Origin of the sequence: Chitinophaga sp. 30R24 (assembly GCF_049056765.1) — a bacterium.
Classification (GTDB): domain Bacteria; phylum Bacteroidota; class Bacteroidia; order Chitinophagales; family Chitinophagaceae; genus Chitinophaga.
In genome coordinates this window covers 1-15,517 of the sequence record NZ_JBJGXX010000002.1, presented here as the reverse complement: position 1 = coordinate 15,517, position 15,517 = coordinate 1, and the positions used below count along the sequence as shown (strand labels likewise).

The 15,517-nt window shown below is 39.0% G+C and carries 12 protein-coding genes and 1 pseudogene; 3 read left to right on the top strand and 10 right to left on the bottom strand.

Annotated elements, in window-relative coordinates:
* Positions 1-5: 5 nt before the first annotated feature.
* The 4 genes from ACDQ55_RS06500 to ACDQ55_RS06485 form a co-directional block, all read right to left on the bottom strand.
* On the bottom strand, positions 6-860 hold the full coding sequence (locus ACDQ55_RS06500; protein WP_420980453.1) for a tetratricopeptide repeat protein: 855 nt from the start codon (positions 858-860) through the stop codon (positions 6-8).
* A gap of 70 nt (positions 861-930) precedes the next feature.
* On the bottom strand, positions 931-1,761 hold the full coding sequence (yhdJ, locus tag ACDQ55_RS06495; RefSeq protein ID WP_420980452.1) for an adenine-specific DNA-methyltransferase: 831 nt from the start codon (positions 1,759-1,761) through the stop codon (positions 931-933).
* A 174-nt stretch (positions 1,762-1,935) separates the two neighbouring features.
* On the bottom strand, positions 1,936-3,459 hold the full coding sequence (locus ACDQ55_RS06490; RefSeq protein WP_420980451.1) for a RagB/SusD family nutrient uptake outer membrane protein: 1,524 nt from the start codon (positions 3,457-3,459) through the stop codon (positions 1,936-1,938).
* 25 nt (positions 3,460-3,484) lie between these two features.
* The gene (locus ACDQ55_RS06485; RefSeq protein ID WP_420980450.1) at positions 3,485-6,727 is read right to left on the bottom strand and encodes a SusC/RagA family TonB-linked outer membrane protein; all 3,243 of its coding nucleotides are present in this window, start codon (positions 6,725-6,727) and stop codon (positions 3,485-3,487) included.
* A 225-nt stretch (positions 6,728-6,952) separates the two neighbouring features.
* On the opposite strand from ACDQ55_RS06485, the gene ACDQ55_RS06480 reads away from it, so the two are divergent.
* Together ACDQ55_RS06480 and ACDQ55_RS06475 are read left to right on the top strand one after the other, a co-directional pair.
* Entirely contained in the window at positions 6,953-8,206 is a 1,254-nt protein-coding gene (locus ACDQ55_RS06480) for a YdcF family protein (RefSeq protein WP_420980449.1), read from the top strand.
* Positions 8,203-9,072, top strand: coding sequence for a hypothetical protein (locus ACDQ55_RS06475; protein ID WP_420980447.1), 870 nt, complete (start codon positions 8,203-8,205; stop codon positions 9,070-9,072). Before ACDQ55_RS06480 ends, ACDQ55_RS06475 begins: the two co-directional genes overlap by 4 nt.
* 192 nt (positions 9,073-9,264) lie before the next feature.
* Here ACDQ55_RS06475 and ACDQ55_RS06470 read toward each other — a convergent pair whose 3' ends face one another.
* Both ACDQ55_RS06470 and ACDQ55_RS06465 read right to left on the bottom strand, forming a co-directional pair.
* Positions 9,265-9,558, bottom strand: a complete 294-nt coding sequence (locus tag ACDQ55_RS06470; protein ID WP_420980446.1) for a hypothetical protein — start codon at positions 9,556-9,558, stop codon at positions 9,265-9,267.
* A gap of 323 nt (positions 9,559-9,881) precedes the next feature.
* The gene (locus ACDQ55_RS06465) at positions 9,882-11,036 is read right to left on the bottom strand and encodes a serine hydrolase domain-containing protein (protein WP_420980444.1); all 1,155 of its coding nucleotides are present in this window, start codon (positions 11,034-11,036) and stop codon (positions 9,882-9,884) included.
* Between the two features lie 303 nt (positions 11,037-11,339).
* On the opposite strand from ACDQ55_RS06465, the gene ACDQ55_RS06460 reads away from it, so the two are divergent.
* Positions 11,340-12,074 carry a DUF4262 domain-containing protein gene (locus tag ACDQ55_RS06460; RefSeq protein WP_420980443.1) on the top strand — a complete coding sequence of 245 codons (735 nt, stop codon included), beginning with the start codon at positions 11,340-11,342 and terminating at the stop codon, positions 12,072-12,074.
* Positions 12,075-12,170: 96 nt separating this feature from the next.
* Here ACDQ55_RS06460 and ACDQ55_RS06455 read toward each other — a convergent pair whose 3' ends face one another.
* The 4 genes and pseudogenes from ACDQ55_RS06455 to ACDQ55_RS06440 all read right to left on the bottom strand — a co-directional run.
* Positions 12,171-12,854, bottom strand: coding sequence for a hypothetical protein (locus ACDQ55_RS06455; protein ID WP_420980441.1), 684 nt, complete (start codon positions 12,852-12,854; stop codon positions 12,171-12,173).
* Positions 12,855-12,870: 16 nt separating this feature from the next.
* Positions 12,871-13,524, bottom strand: coding sequence for a hypothetical protein (locus ACDQ55_RS06450; RefSeq protein WP_420980439.1), 654 nt, complete (start codon positions 13,522-13,524; stop codon positions 12,871-12,873).
* 347 nt (positions 13,525-13,871) lie between these two features.
* Positions 13,872-14,672, bottom strand: coding sequence for a DUF6602 domain-containing protein (locus tag ACDQ55_RS06445; protein ID WP_420980438.1), 801 nt, complete (start codon positions 14,670-14,672; stop codon positions 13,872-13,874).
* A 131-nt stretch (positions 14,673-14,803) separates the two neighbouring features.
* A pseudogene (locus tag ACDQ55_RS06440) lies at positions 14,804-15,517 on the bottom strand (hypothetical protein); the annotation flags it as partial.

Below are 15,517 nucleotides of genomic sequence, written 5' to 3'. Positions count from 1 at the left end.
CAAACTTACAGTTGCACCCGTTCTTTCAGGAAGTCGAAATACCTGCTATCTTCTTCCTCAAATATTTCTGTACCCTCCAGCATATACGCCCGCAACAGATGTTCCAATGCTTTATCTGATTGCTGCAGTTCATAAAGGCTTTCTCCTAAGCGCAAGTGTACAAACCCAATGCTTTGCGCATCCGGCCCATTCAAGGCATTAAAAAAATGATCTGCCGCCATCGTATAATCTTCCTTAAAAAAGTACATGTCCCCTATGCTGGCATATAGCCAGGTACTGGCTTCCCATGCGCTCCGGGGCTCGGGCAATAGTGTTAGGGCCGTTGTAAATTTAGCAATAGCGCCGTCAAAGTCATCTTCGTCTGCCAAGGCATTTCCCTCTTCCGATAATATTTCCACCTGCTCATAAATGTCAACAGACAGCTCTTCTTCTACCATTGCAGCAAGGCCTTGAAATACCTCCAGGTATTTAGGGTCTTCTCCTTCAAATACCTGCCCTTCGGATTTATACATCGCCTGCACCAGGAGCTTCTCCGCCTTATCCATATCTCCATTCTCGAAAAAAGCTTTTCCCAGCACAAATTCCCTTTCGCCATCATCCATGCGTTCCGGATCACAGTCCTGCAAAATTTCTGCCCAATGCAACATAGCGGGGTATTCATTTAATGCTGAATAGGTTTCTGCGAGGGCAAGGGCAATCTCGTAACTATCGTCGTATGCCTGGCGGGGCACCGGCAGCATTTCCCAGGCAGCGGCCAGTTTATCGGTGTATCCCGCGAGATCATCGTTTGTAAACAAGACCTCTGCTTCCTGCCAAAGCGTCTCCAACGTAGTAATAATATTTTGATCCTGTATTTCCATATATCAGGTATTTAAAAAGTAGTGGTATAACCGGTAATCACGAAGGTAGTGGAATTTAAGATGCAGCGCATTATGCGATACTGTCTGTTTCAAACGAACGACGCTGCCGTTGCAACTTTTCTCCTTTATATTCTTCTGCCAGCTGCAACCGTCTCAGGCCAATTTTTACATATTCTTCCTGTAACTCAATACCGATGCTATTCCGTCCCAACTGCCTGGCTACTGCGCAGGTGGTAAATGTGCCAGAAAATGGGTCCAGGATGGTATCTCCTTTGTGGGAACTGGCCCTGATGATCCTTTCCAGGAGCGCCACTGGCTTTTGAGTTGGGTGATTTTCGTATTCGTTCATACGATAACGTACCCTGGAAAAATCCCATACATTACCCGGTACTTTTTGGGTATTGTAAATAGCGGGGATTGCTTTGCGGTAATCGATCAATTTTCTCCGGGCGCCAGTTTTGGCTTCAATGAGGATATCGGCAGCATTGAAGGTATAATGCTGTTTGTCTTTTACAGCATATAGAATTGGTTCATACATGGAGCCAAAATATTTTTTTGCCTGTACCCCAGAGCTGTCGTAGTTCCATACAATCCGCGAAAGGATATTTATTTTATGACGCAAATAAATATCAAAATAAGGCATGAATTGAGTAGCCGTCATCACATACAGGCTTCCATGAGGTTTTAATTTCTGTAAGCAAAGATCCAGCCACTGGTAACACCAGTGCAAATAGGCTTCCTCAGTATTCCACTTTTCGATATGGCCGCTAAAGCACTTCCCTATATTGTAGGGAGGATCAGCAAAAACCAGATCCACCGAATGATCCGGTACTAGCGTTTGTAGAGCCTGTAACGCATCTCCGTGAATGATCCGATGTTGATGGGTACCGAATATTTCCATGCTGTTTTATTTCTACTGATAAATTTATATAAAAAAGGCCAAGATATCTTATCCTGGCTTTTCCCTGTGGCTATTAGCAATCAGTAAACAACCACTGTCTCCATCATGTACCCAAAAATAGAAAAGAGGGTGTATCGTACGATACACCCTCTTTTCTATTATAGCTTTCAGATATTAATAACCTGGATTCTGATACATTTTTGTTGGATCCAATTTATATTCATCAAATGGGATCGGAAAATACCTGTCTTTAGTATTAAAATTAACCAGCTTTGCATTTCCAAAGTCTGCCTGGGATTTCGCTTTAAAGAAAGTAACCAGTTCCGGTGTGGTAAAGAACCTCAGCAGATCAAACCATCTGTGGTGTTCAAAAGCCAACTCTACTCTGCGCTCATGTAAAATAGCCAGTTTCAAAGTAGGATATTTTGCACTATAATCTGCATCTGTACGTGCAACTTCATACAATGGCATCCCAGCTCTTTCACGCACCATATCCAGATATTGAATGGCTACCGCATCATTTCCTTGCAGCATATTCACTTCAGCAAGCATTAGAATAATATCTGCATAACGCATCAGCGGAGTATCATTTCCACCATAGCCATTTACACCTGCTGCATCACTAGCATCACGGTATTTAGTCACAAACCAATCCTGTACCTGCTCATTTGCAGCATATTTTACAGAGAAGGTTTTTCTTGGGTCATTCACCTCATAATCCTTGATCAGATCTGGCGTAACATTTCCGCCAACACCTAATCCTTTTTTCTGTGAATTGATTGTTTCTCCCAGCGCCTGGTTGTTGGCTGCTATACTTGAACCATAAGTGATATCGCCTTGCTTATATACAATCTGGAAGATCACCTCCGCATTAGACGTCTTTTTTGACACATCAAATACATCTGCATACGGAATGTCTTTTAAATTAACGAACGAACGCATATTGTATGCGGCAGTCAGGTAAGTGTTAGCATTCGCCAGGTTCTCTGTCTTATCCTTGTCAAACGTTGTGGCCATTGTTAAATACACCTGGCCCAGCAATCCATTGATCGCCGCTTTAGAAGCCCGTCCTACACCTGCACCAGATTGTAAATTTGGCAGTTTACTATTTAAGGCATCTTTCAAATCAGCTACAATCTGGGCATACACTACGTCCTGTGGCTGACGGTAAGTATTTGCAGTAATATCACCTGTACTGGTTAATGTTTTGGTCACCAAAGGCACATCTCCCCATTTTCTAACCAAATGAAAATAGATTAACGCCCGGATAAATTTAGCTTCTGCCAGGTATTGTAATTTTGTATCGTTGTTGGCAAAAGTTACTTTATCAATGTTCGAAGTGATACTGTTACACTGTGTAATCGTTTGATATAAACTTACCCAATGAGATTTTAAATAGGTGTTGCTGGGCAGTATGCTGAAATTACCGAACTGAAAAGGCTCACCTGCGTTTGATTGAGAGTCGTTGGTTCCGGTATCATCAGAACGCTCGTCAGTATATAAACCGCTATTTTCTCCGATATTATTACTACCTCTTAAAGAGCTATATGCACCGTTAACGGCCAACAGCACACTGTTCTCCGATTTAAAGAAATTCCCTACCGCTGTTCCATTCGGATTGTTCCGTTCCAAGAAATCCTTTGAACAAGACGCCAGTGATATTAGTGCCAGGAAAAATATGACTGTATATTTATTCATTGCTATATTTTTAATACCCATTATTTTAGAATGTTAATTTCACGCCTAAGTTATATGCTCTAGCTAATGGATAATTTCCATAATCTACACCTGGCGCCAAGTTTGTACCAATATTATAATCTACGTCAGGGTTGTATCCTTTATATTTTGTAATGGTAAATGCGTTATCCACACTTGCGAAAATCCTGATATTTTCTATATGCTTGTTCACTGATCTCGGAATGTTATAACCTAAGATAGCATTGGTCATTCTCAGGTAAGAACCATCCTGTAAGTAGAAAGAAGATAAACGGGTGCTGTTACTTTGTGTTCCTGCACGGGATGCACGGTAGTTTAAGCCGCTTCCTGGCTGTGATGGCGATACATACCTGTCTGCCACCTGAACGTACTGGTTACCGGAACCTTCAAAATTGTACAGGTAATAATCCTGTCCGTCCAATATCTTATTTCCATAAGAACCGTTGAAGGAAGCACGGAAATCAAATGATTTGTAAGTAGCATTTAAAGCAAATCCGTAAGTGAATTTAGCATAAGGGCTACCAATAACTTTTTTATCCAAGTCATTGATCACACCATCACCATTCACATCTTCAAAATACAAATCACCTATTTTTGCCGGGTTAGAAGATGCAGAGGAAGGAGCAACTTTACCCACATTGTCAGCTGTTATTCTTCCCAGTACATTGAAACCATAGAACATTCCTATTGGTTGTCCTGCTTCGGTGATGTGTGTTTTGTATGAACGTTCAGCTCCTGAAGTGATAATAGTACTTGCAGCACCTAAATTCAATACTTTGTTCTTGTTCAGGGAGATATTACCACCGAGGCCTAAAGTGAAATCACGGTTTCTAACGATCTGACCATCTACCTGGAAGTCAAATCCTTTATTCTGTACTTTACTGTCTTTTAGGTTTGTCAGGATGCTTGAGCTACCGGAAACCGCTGAGATAGGCTGGCTATATAACAGATCGTAGGAACTGCTCAGGTAATAGTTAACAACAAACGACAGCCTGTTATTTAATACACTAATATCAGCACCTACGTTATACTGTGAAGTAGTTTCCCATCCCAGCTTTTGGTCTTTTACACCACCAATAATCACTGCAGAGGCAATTGTATTTGCACCAAATACAACTCCGGTAGGTGAATTTACTGTTTGGATAGCGTTGTGGTTACCGATATTATTATTACCACTTAAACCCCAGCTGGCTCTCAGTTTCACACTGGATTGCGCTCCGAGGAAATCATTGTACCAATCTTCTCTCGACAAATTCCAACTTGCAGCTATTGAAGAGAAAGCACCCCATTTGTTCAAAGGACCAAATCTGGATGATCCATCTGTACGCATCGATCCTGTGAGGAAATATTTTCCGCTATAGTTATAGCTTAAACGTCCGAAATAAGACAATAAGGTACTAGATGACTTTCCTGTTTGTGAATTATCTAAAGTAAACAAACTTGGATCGGCACCTTTATCTGTAATTTCACCAATGAGGTCACTTGTGAAACCTTTTGCCGTAAGCCTTATTTTGTCGCTGGTAGTTTCCTGTGCAGCGTAACCACCCAGCACATTAAAACTATGCTTGCCAATCTTCTTATTGTAGTTCAAAGTGAATTCGGCCAGTTTATCCACCTGGGTTAAGGTTTGTGCTACGGCATTCGCTGCTGCAATAGAAGAAGGCGAATATGGCGGGTTTCCACCACCGTTACTCAAACTAGTTGGTAAGTAATAATCATACTTTTCGTTATAGAATTGCGTACCCAGGTTCGCTTTAAAGGAAAGTCCATCAAGAATTTCATAAGTAGCGTTGGCACTGATAGTACCTCTGTAACCTAATCTATTGCTCTTTGTTTCTTTAACTGAAGCCAATGGGTTTTCAATTCCCTGGTAACCAAATTGGTTAGCCAGCGCGTTCATACCATATTTTATTGGCGCACCTGTTTCATCGGTAGCTGGTAAATACGGGATATAAAGCAATGCCGCCATCATTGGGCTGAAACGTCCTTCTCCTACCTCTTTGCTGGTAGCTTGCGTATAGGACACGTTAACGCCGGCTTTCAGTCTTTTACTAATATCTGCATCAATATTGGATCTGAAATTAAGCGTTTTCATACCTGTATTGGTTACAATACCACTCTGGTCTTGATATCCTCCACTTACAAAATATCTAATGTCTTTAGCGCTTCCTGAAAAGGAAAGATTATGACGTTGGAAAGGGGCATTTCTGTACAATACATCCTGCCAGTCGGTATTATACTTCGCATCAATTCTCTTCTGGTTAGCAAAATCATAAATATCTTCAGGGATACTTACTGATGATCCGTTACCTACGTTAGCGATTCTGGTTGCATTGTTATCAGAGAACATCGCATCTGTCCACGGTTTACCTGCATTTACTACCAGATCTTTATAAGCGTTATTACGTCCGTCGATGACCAGATCAATAAACTGGTTTGCATTCAGCAGCTTAATCTTTTTCTCCAGCTGGCTGATACCACTTTGCAAGTCATATTCAAACTTACCTTTGCCATCCTTGCCCTTTTTGGTGGTGATCATCACCACGCCACCAGAAGCTCTGGAGCCATAAATTGCAGCTGAAGCCGCATCTTTTAGAATGTCGATTGTTTCAATATCCTCAGGATTCAGAAATACGTTGTTTCCTGCAGGATAACCATCAATAACATACAAAGGATCTGAACCTGCCGTGAGCGAACCAATACCACGAACACGAATTTTCGTTCCTGCGTAAGGAGCTCCACTGGTTTGTGAAACCTGTACACCAGCTACTTTACCAACCAACGCCTGGCTAACAGTTGGTGCGGTTAAGTTTAATTCTGAATTTTTTACACTGCTAATGGCACCTGTTACATCAGATTTTCTGATTTTTTGGTAACCAATTGCTACCACTTCATTTAAGGTACTGTTGTTAGTTTTCAGGGCAACGTTAATCACTGTTTTTTCATGAACAGCCATCTCTTTTACATCGTAACCCAAATAAGAAAAAACAAGCGTTGTTCCTTCTTCTACAGTAATGGTGTACTGCCCATTTTCATTTGTTATTGTCCCTTTTTTCGTTTGTTTATCGTAAACATTTACGCCCAGCAAAGGTTGTTGTTGCTCATCTGTAACTGTACCTGTAATAGTAATACCGGCTTTCTGTAAATTCTGGTAGCCATACTCATGATTCCTGTTTGCTGCTATTACCGGCAAATTGCACGCTGCCGCTAGCCCGACCGGTAAAAGCAATTTCCAACAAATATTTTTCATATTTGCGGTTAATAAAGTTGAAGCCATCTCTTGTTTGATTGTGATTTTTATTAGTCTAGTAAATCGATTTAGCAAGGCATTAAAAATGCATACAGATACATCCATTCGACAGCAAAGGTAATAGTGTACTTTGAACACTATGTATTCCTTATATTAATTTTAAATGAATATTAATACCTTATCATAATATCATAAAACCATTATATTTAGTTTTGTTGGATGCATATGAAACATCTTTTTATATTAGTAATTGCCTGGGGGATTTCACTACCATCCATGGCCCAGGAAGCCAGTCCAAACCGCCAGTATCAATTAATCAGTACGTCGCCCGGCTTTGTGCAATACAAAAATTATTATTTACTAACCTTATTTCAACAACTACCTGAATTAAGGAAAATGCTGCAAAATGACCCTGTATTAAAGGAGTTTTTTGCACATAAAATGCAATTAGCAACCGAAGCTTTAAAGAATTGTGGTTTTGAGGTTCCTTGCTATTCCTCCGCTTTAAAATTCAATGATGAAGAAATACAGGCAGTATCTAACCGATTGACTAAATTATTTATTGCCGGCAACGAATTGGATAAACTCGTTAAAAATCATCTGATCCCATCGGGTTGCTATGGCCTCTATGCACACCTAAGCCCGAAAGAAATGCTGATCAAAGCCTGGGAACAAGATGCTAAAGCCATCAATTATACAATAGGGGTATATATGAATGGAGATCAACCCAATTATCCAAAAATCGATTCTATCAGCTTTAACGTAAAAGACAGAGGCTATACTGAACTAGTTGCCACTAATTTGAAACTGGCAACAACCTCTCAGCATACCTTATTCTTCGAACCTTCTATGGCATTCGCAATGGAAGCTTTAGAACTTAACGACAGAAAAGATGCGGGAGATTATGAACCAATGGCTACTACAGTCAATAAAGCTGCGATAGACCGGATCAACCAGATTAACTGGAATAATTATCCTTATTCAGTTATTCTCATTCCTGGTGAAGGACCGGAAGATAAAGAAACAGCATTGAGCGCCGGAGGCATGTTGAGATGCAGATTAGCAGCGTTGCAATACACAAAAGGGGCAGCTCCTTTTATTGTTGTATCAGGAGGCAGAGTACATCCTTATAAAACGAAATACAGCGAGGCATATGAGATGAAAAAATTCTTAATCAATACACTTCAAATCCCTGAAGAGGCCATCATTATGGAGCCTCATGCCAGACATACCACTACCAATATACGTAATTGTGCCCGGCTGATTTTCAGGTACGGTATCCCCATGGATAAACCTGCCATTACTTCTACACTTAAATCACAAAGCTTTTATATCAGTGATGCAGTTCCCGAGCGATCAAAAAAAGAACTCGGATATTATCCATATAAAAACGGTAAAAGATTATCTGACACAGAAATGGAGTTTTATCCCAATACCCTGTCTCTGCAAATTGATTACGACGAACCTCTTGACCCATGAAAATTATCAGCTTAATACTCATTTCATCTGCCCTGTTTTTTTGGCAACATCATTCACCTGACGCAAAGCTCAGTAATAGTTTTACCTTGGATTCCTTAGGCGCCTGCCAGGGAATATCAAATCAACAGGGTAAATATTTTCTGTATGGCGACCGTGAGGTTGGCGTGATGCGTGAATATAAACTCGGAACCAATACACTCATCGACCAACACAAAGAATACCAGTTCACTGAAAATGGCATCAATATCATTAAGCATCCTACAGGAATTGCTTATCATAAAGGATTGCCTACTTTCATTGGTAACTCTGTGCGGCTGAATGAAGCTGGTACTGCCTGGAAAGCATTGATCTATTCCATCAACTGGGAAGGTTTCCTAAAAACACATACGCTGGATGGAAACTTAATCAATACTATCCACGACGACGCCTGCATACAAGGTGTACGGCCTGAATATGTACAGTATAAGGGAAAATGGTACGTAGCCACTGCTGATTATGGCAACAAAGCGAATGAAGTTCGCCTTTATGATCCGGCCGTACTTCAAACCGCATCTAAAACAAGTGATAAAGGTGTGCTGTTTAAAAAATTCAAATGTGGTCCCTGGGTACAAAATCTGCTTTGGGTAAATACCAAAGGCATTTTAATCCTGATCCAGAATCAAGTGGAAGGAAGAAAATGGAGATTAACCTATCTGGATCTCAATCAGTCTATTGAAAATGGTGAAGAAAAAATCATAAAGGTAATTGACCTGGATAAACAGGATGAACTGGAAGGTTTTACCATAACAGATAACCAGCTGCAAGGCATAGCAGTAAGCTCTTCAAAAAAAGACAACATCAGCTTCCTGAACTTAAGCTGGAAGTAAAAGCCTACAATCAGCTACTTCAACCACAGACAATTCCTTTACTATTGGTAGTTTCACTTATCGATAGTAAAGGAATTGCTAAAGGAAAACAGGGTTATTCTCCAACTGCATCATACCTCAATCCGGTAAATAGCAACCAATACTCCAAACAGCCTCATACCTTATTATAACAAGGAAATGATGGACACTTTTTTATTTGGATATTGCACTAAGACCCTTTTGTAAGTCCTCTGCATTCATTACAGGGCAGCATTCGATTTTGGCATTCAATGCTCTAAAAAATGGTTCAACGATGCCAGGCAAATCTGAAGCATCTTTAAGATCAAATACGAAAATGCCTGACCTACAACCTTCGGAGGCAAGAAAATAAGTTGCTTCCGGCTTTATTTTCTCTATTGTTGACATAATAATTTTTTGAAGAGAACCATCTGCTACAGCCTTATTTGCTGCTTCTACCTGAAAGATGACTTTTAATAAGGTACGCATTCCAGTAATTTTTAATGGTAAATGAATATTTTAAAACATTCTATATCCATTAACACGAATCTCAATCATATAGTTTTATATTTTAAAACATGTCTCAATCAAAGTCATACATTCTGCATAAAATTATTCATCATTGTAAATAGTCATGAAATAGGTGTTGGACTAGTACAGAAGAGTAATGATCTCAAAGTTACCTACTAACAGATCAACGTCGTTAATGCTGTGCCCAATGGGCAAACGCATATTGAATGGCTTTACCAACCTGCACATAATTTCCCAGTATCTATTCCCCTAACTTTACCAATACTTGTAGCAGTGGATTTTTAATCATCCAGGTTCCCTAACCAGCGCAATGGTGAATATTTATCCCCAATACAAGCATCTAAGATCAGGTCTGAAGCATGTTCAAAGTTTTCACTATTGCTTAGTAGCACCACAGCAATACCTTTTGCAGGAAAAGCGACGAAATAATTCTGGTTAGCTTCACCATGACCAGCATGGAAAAATGCGTTGCCAGCTTCGCTTTGAAATAATCCGATACCTAATCCCCAAGCCAAATGAATTTTATCGTTATCAAGCGTTAAACTATCCTTTAAAGGGCCAAATCCGCGTTTACTTTTTACACTGATCTGAGGTGAAAGCATCTGAGTATACGATTTATGTGATAGCCCCTTTTGTAACATCAGATTGATCACAAACTTTGCGTAATCCGAAGCAGTTGTGGTCATTGAACCTGCTGCCCGGCCATCAACCCTTCTTTCAGATCCATAGACTTTCCCATCTTTATAATACGCTAGAGAAAAGTTCTTTTCAAATGCGGAATCCCAGATCATAGAAGTATGATCCATATGCAGGGGTATAAAAACCTCTTCTTTAGCCAGCTGTTCCAGCCGCTTGCCCGTGTATTCTTCCATCATAAACCCCAGCAAGTTTAGTCCCTCATTAGAATAGTAGAATTTTTCCCCTGGCCTGGCGATCAGGTTCACTTTACCCTGATATATGCCCCGTAATACCGGCATGCCCGAGCTATGGCTTAAGAGCATCCTGGGCGTGATTTTATTAAATGCGGCAGTGTCATCGCCCAGGTCTTTCCATTTGGGGTACTCACCTATCGGTTTCTTTAGATAATACTGAACAGGCATGTCCAGACTGAATATTCCTTTTTCTGCCAAACGGAGAAATAGGTAGGCACTCACCGTTTTGGTGAGCGATGCGGCGTACATCGCTGTATTATCCTCAATTTTTAATTGTTTTTCAATAATTCTGGAACCAAAGTTTCCTTTCCAGACGGTCTGATTGTTATTAATGATCGCTACCTGCAGGCCCGCAATCTTCACACTGTCAACAATATAAGCTAACCTCTTCGTTAATGCAGCTATAGAAATAGTCTTGCCATTCAGTTGTTTGACTGTAGTGGCTTGCTGTGCATATGAGGTTAAATAAAGACAGCTGATTAGAAGGATGATTAATCTTTTCATAACTTGTTTTTTACCAAGATAAAATTAAAAAACATACAACGACATCCTGCGTCACCTATACGACAACCCGGCCTTAAAGCCGGCTTTTAACTAAAGTGATGGCTGAAATTTTAAAAAAGCATAAGAGAAAGGGTATTTTACCGGGGTACATGATTTGTTCCAGGGTTATCATCGCTTATAGGTTAACTTAGTAAATAGATACTTGAATATACTAAATAATGAGAATATTTGGAAGATTAGGAATGAGCGAATATCTTAGCACTACTCAGATAATTTTAAGCAAAAACGTTTAAATCACAGCCTTTGACTCAAGATCCACTTGATCACGGCCCAATTACCCGTGAAGAAATACAAAATAAAATTGATCAATATGGCTGCTACATTGTATTGGTTGAGCCAGATAATTATTTGCCAAGCTACGCATATACTATCGGGTTATACCAAAAATTCAAACATGCAGAGATTATATCCTTTGGGTTATCTACAGCCCTGTTAGGCGATCTTTTAAATAGTGCTTGTGCATTAATAACAAGTGGTAGCACGTTAAATGCGGGTGTACTTTATGATGAGTTTATAAAAAACTACCCTGTACAATTCCTGGACGTAGACAAATCATATCATTCAGATTACATGGCAATATGTAATATCTTCTATCGTACAGATAATTACCCTACACTGCAAATGGTATGGCCGGACAAACAACCATTATTCCCTTGGGAGGCAGGATTCAATTCCGACTGGAAATTTAAGCAGCCGCTACTTGATCGAAACACCGATTTTAAATTCTATGAAGAGAAGAACGTAGCCGTATTTACTACCCGTCATGTTTTAGAGGGCAAGCCCATTTTGTATGTTTACCATAATGACGATGGGGCATGGCAGTTTCATAGTGAACAGGAGCCGGATCTTAAAGATTCAAAACTGGTTTGCCTGGAAGAAATAACCAAAATCGATCTCAGTGTGAATGAGCTTTACCACTTGTCTTTGGGGAAACGCGCCTGGCGAGAGGCTGTCAATGATCCCTGGGATTGGGAATGACGCCAAGCCAATTATTTCAAAAATTCTTGCAGAATTTCCAAAACTATTCAAAAGGGCCTATAAACAATAACTGAATTTCGGAGAGGTTGGCACCAACTACCATTTTTCAAAGTCTGTTCCCTTTAACCAATAGTCATAAAAATCAATCATTTCATTTATTTCCTTTTTCTTAAGAAGATATTCTTTCGTTTCTACCTGATGATTTTCCCTGCGTAAATTCAACTCCTTCATTTCCTGCCTCTTTAAGTGTCTTTTCTTGACGTTTTCATAATGCTCAAAGGTTTTCTCCTGGGCCTCGAGATACCCTTTACTTGATAAATAGTTATTATTCTGAAGCTGCACTCTTTCGAGGGAACTTCCCCTTCTTTCTCTATATGGAACAGTTTGGCCAAATTGAAATAATGGCTTCTGACGGATGTATTGATCAAATCCCTCACAGGTAAATTCAATTTCACCCCGTTGAGTAACAATTAACCATGTAGTTTTATGCGCTGCTACCTGCCTTTCTATATAGTCAATCTCAAAAACATCTTCCATAACTATTTCAAAGTCAAAAGAAAGGATCTTGGCTTTTTTAAAAACCAATGTTGCAGGCGCCACCCAGAATGTAAAAGATAAACCTTCAAGATCCGGCTGATTCCATTTAAATATATAGTCAATATCAAATTCAAGGTCTTCCTTTAAGGCCATTTTATAGATCTGCGAGTCATGCCAGCCCATAATATCAAAGTCATCTTCTGTCCAAATACTCTTTTCTAATTCATAAGACATATCTATCATACTCATCGTTATTAGATCATTTCTTCTCTTTATCAATTTTTCGGAGTCTATCAGTCCAAATTCTAGTCATGGCATTTCCAATACCGGCAAATTCATCAATCGAGAATTCATCAGTTTTTGCATTATTACACCAATAGCAACAAAGAGCCACATTGTCCTTTGTATAAGGAGCAAAGGGATCTTTTCTATCTAATTCCATAAATTTGCCCCTCGTAAGATGGCGCTTAGTCTTAATCCAGCCACTTTCTGCTAGATTTTTAATTTCGGATTCAAAGATTTTACAATAAGTGCAATTCCTGTCCGTTTCATCAGCACCATAAAATTTAAGGAATTCTTCTTTTGAAAAGAAATGCGACTCCAGAAATTCCTTTTCTAAGACAGATATTTGATGAATGTTTCTGTCATACCAGTTCTTATACAACTTATCCAGCACTCCCATTGTAATATGTGCGTAACCCGGTACAACAGCTGTGGAAACCATCTGATGACAACGTGCGTATAAATCGTATAATTCTTTCTGAACAGGAAGCTTAATCAGCTCATCAACATTGGGTTCGGAAATTGACGGGCTCTGTATAAAAAAATGGAACAAGCGAATATTAATAAAATTCTCAAAGGCTCGTTTTCGTATTTCACTATATTTCCTTTGGGCAATATTTGTTTGGGGCATTGATTTTCTTTAATGTGATACAAGTAATAGATATTAGTTTCTAAGCCTTATTAAGTTTACTGCCACTTTATCATCATCTCTTTTCTCTGACTTTGACTAAGCTATTATAGATAGGCGTTTGTGTAAGCTTCTCCTAAAACTAGGCCATTAGGGGAAGCTTACACTTTAAAATTAAAAAATCGGAGCGAAACCCCGATTTTTTATGATTTACACAGTTTATGTAGTGTCCATTTGCTATTTTTGATTTATCCACACCCATGCTTGAATTCCTCAAAAATGCTCGATACAGAAAGTATAAGTAAATGATTTACTGGACGTTATATCAAAAGTCCTCCATTTAGGAAGATTTACTGAAGCCTCACAATCCGCTCATGTCGATACATCTCCTTCGTTCCTTCAATCGGAAAAGAAAACCAATATCTTTCTACAGGGTCAGTATCAGATACTATATGCAATAAATTGGAAATAAAATATGAAAATGAGAGATTATGAAGTATATACCTAATGTAACAACGTCCTTGATAGTCTTCGATCGGTGGTTGCAAACCTATAGTATTCTCCCAATATCTAATAAAATTATCAGTGCCCAAGGAAATATGATTTACTAGCCCATTAGAGGCCCTTAAAGCATTGTCTATGCGTTCTGAGCCAATATCCCCATCGAAATCAAAGGAAAAAACGCCAACGAATTTCTTCCGTCCTTCCCCAGCATTCGAAAACGTTCTAAATCTCCGTAAATGATTCAATTTTTCGATAACGTTATTTAGTCCTTGGTTTCCTGTTTCACTATACGCAATTAAACTTGACTTTACCTCAATTACTCCTCTGACTGCTGATTCTGTTAATATTACAAAATCTCCTTCCTTGAAAACAACAGGTGCGCCTCCATCATAAATAATCAAATCAAGCTGATGTGATATCAGCCCCTCACGTCCATAAACATGATCATTGTTACCCACTATAAAACCAGTACCAATTCTTAAATTCGAAGGCAAAAACTGGCCAATTATCTTCGCAAGTATCGCCTCTTTAAACCGACCGTCCTCCCCCCAATTGGCATTACCAATTAAATTCCTCACACGATCTTTTGTGTACTTCAGTTCTTTGGTTATGGATTCTTGAAAAAGTCTAATATTCACTGGTGACATCGCAATAAAATTATAATTAGAATATACACTCTTGCTTAACCTTCTTCATCTCAGTATATGCTTCGTAAACCATCATAAATATCTTACCGTATAGAGAAGACGTTATTAAAGCACATGCCTTCCTACCCTATTTAAAGCTCTTCAACGTTATCCTTAACCTTTCCAAAGGTCTCTAGTTCAATATACTTTGAATTAAATAGTTCAGGCGGCATTTTCTTCTTTAATAAATTATGAAAGTTTTCATCATGTGTAGATAGAATGATTTGCTTTCCTAAATTCACTACAATACTTCTCAACAAATCAATTGTTGAAAGAATATTGATACTATCCATTGATTGAATGGGATCATCAATAAAAATTGAGTCTACTGGCTGTCCTGTTTCATCTTTAGTATTCAGTGCTTTAGCTAAAAAAATACTTAGGCTCAAAATATTGAGCTGAGCTGTACTAAAGTACAAATTGGGGATATGAGGAATCTCATCATTATCCCCAATAACAAATACATTTAACTTTGGCTTATCGCCATTGAAATCACATTTAAATGTAATTCTTTTACAATCCGGATGAGGGTCAATTTTCTTATAAATGGAATTAATCAATTCTTCATAGAAAAAATTCTCAACTTGATGATGAATATACTCCGAAACTTTTTGACGTTCCTCTGTTAGCTTACTTCTAACTTCTCCTTTCTTAAACTCGATCTGCGCATTAATTGAATTGAACGACCGCTGTAAAGATTCATAATTTAAAAAACGGAGAAGCAAATCTTTTTGCTCGAATAACAAACGATACTTTTCCATAATCGATGTTACCTTTAACTCAGAAGTCTGCAATTCGGCTTTCTT

Coding starts and splice junctions, on each gene's coding strand:
- ACDQ55_RS06500 (WP_420980453.1), bottom strand. CDS start 860: ATGGAAATACAGGATCAAAATATTATTACTACGTTGGAGACGCTTTGG.
- yhdJ (WP_420980452.1), bottom strand. CDS start 1,761: ATGGAAATATTCGGTACCCATCAACATCGGATCATTCACGGAGATGCG.
- ACDQ55_RS06490 (WP_420980451.1), bottom strand. CDS start 3,459: ATGAATAAATATACAGTCATATTTTTCCTGGCACTAATATCACTGGCG.
- ACDQ55_RS06485 (WP_420980450.1), bottom strand. CDS start 6,727: ATGAAAAATATTTGTTGGAAATTGCTTTTACCGGTCGGGCTAGCGGCA.
- ACDQ55_RS06480 (WP_420980449.1), top strand. CDS start 6,953: ATGAAACATCTTTTTATATTAGTAATTGCCTGGGGGATTTCACTACCA.
- ACDQ55_RS06475 (WP_420980447.1), top strand. CDS start 8,203: ATGAAAATTATCAGCTTAATACTCATTTCATCTGCCCTGTTTTTTTGG.
- ACDQ55_RS06470 (WP_420980446.1), bottom strand. CDS start 9,558: ATGCGTACCTTATTAAAAGTCATCTTTCAGGTAGAAGCAGCAAATAAG.
- ACDQ55_RS06465 (WP_420980444.1), bottom strand. CDS start 11,036: ATGAAAAGATTAATCATCCTTCTAATCAGCTGTCTTTATTTAACCTCA.
- ACDQ55_RS06455 (WP_420980441.1), bottom strand. CDS start 12,854: ATGATAGATATGTCTTATGAATTAGAAAAGAGTATTTGGACAGAAGAT.
- ACDQ55_RS06450 (WP_420980439.1), bottom strand. CDS start 13,524: ATGCCCCAAACAAATATTGCCCAAAGGAAATATAGTGAAATACGAAAA.
- ACDQ55_RS06445 (WP_420980438.1), bottom strand. CDS start 14,672: ATGTCACCAGTGAATATTAGACTTTTTCAAGAATCCATAACCAAAGAA.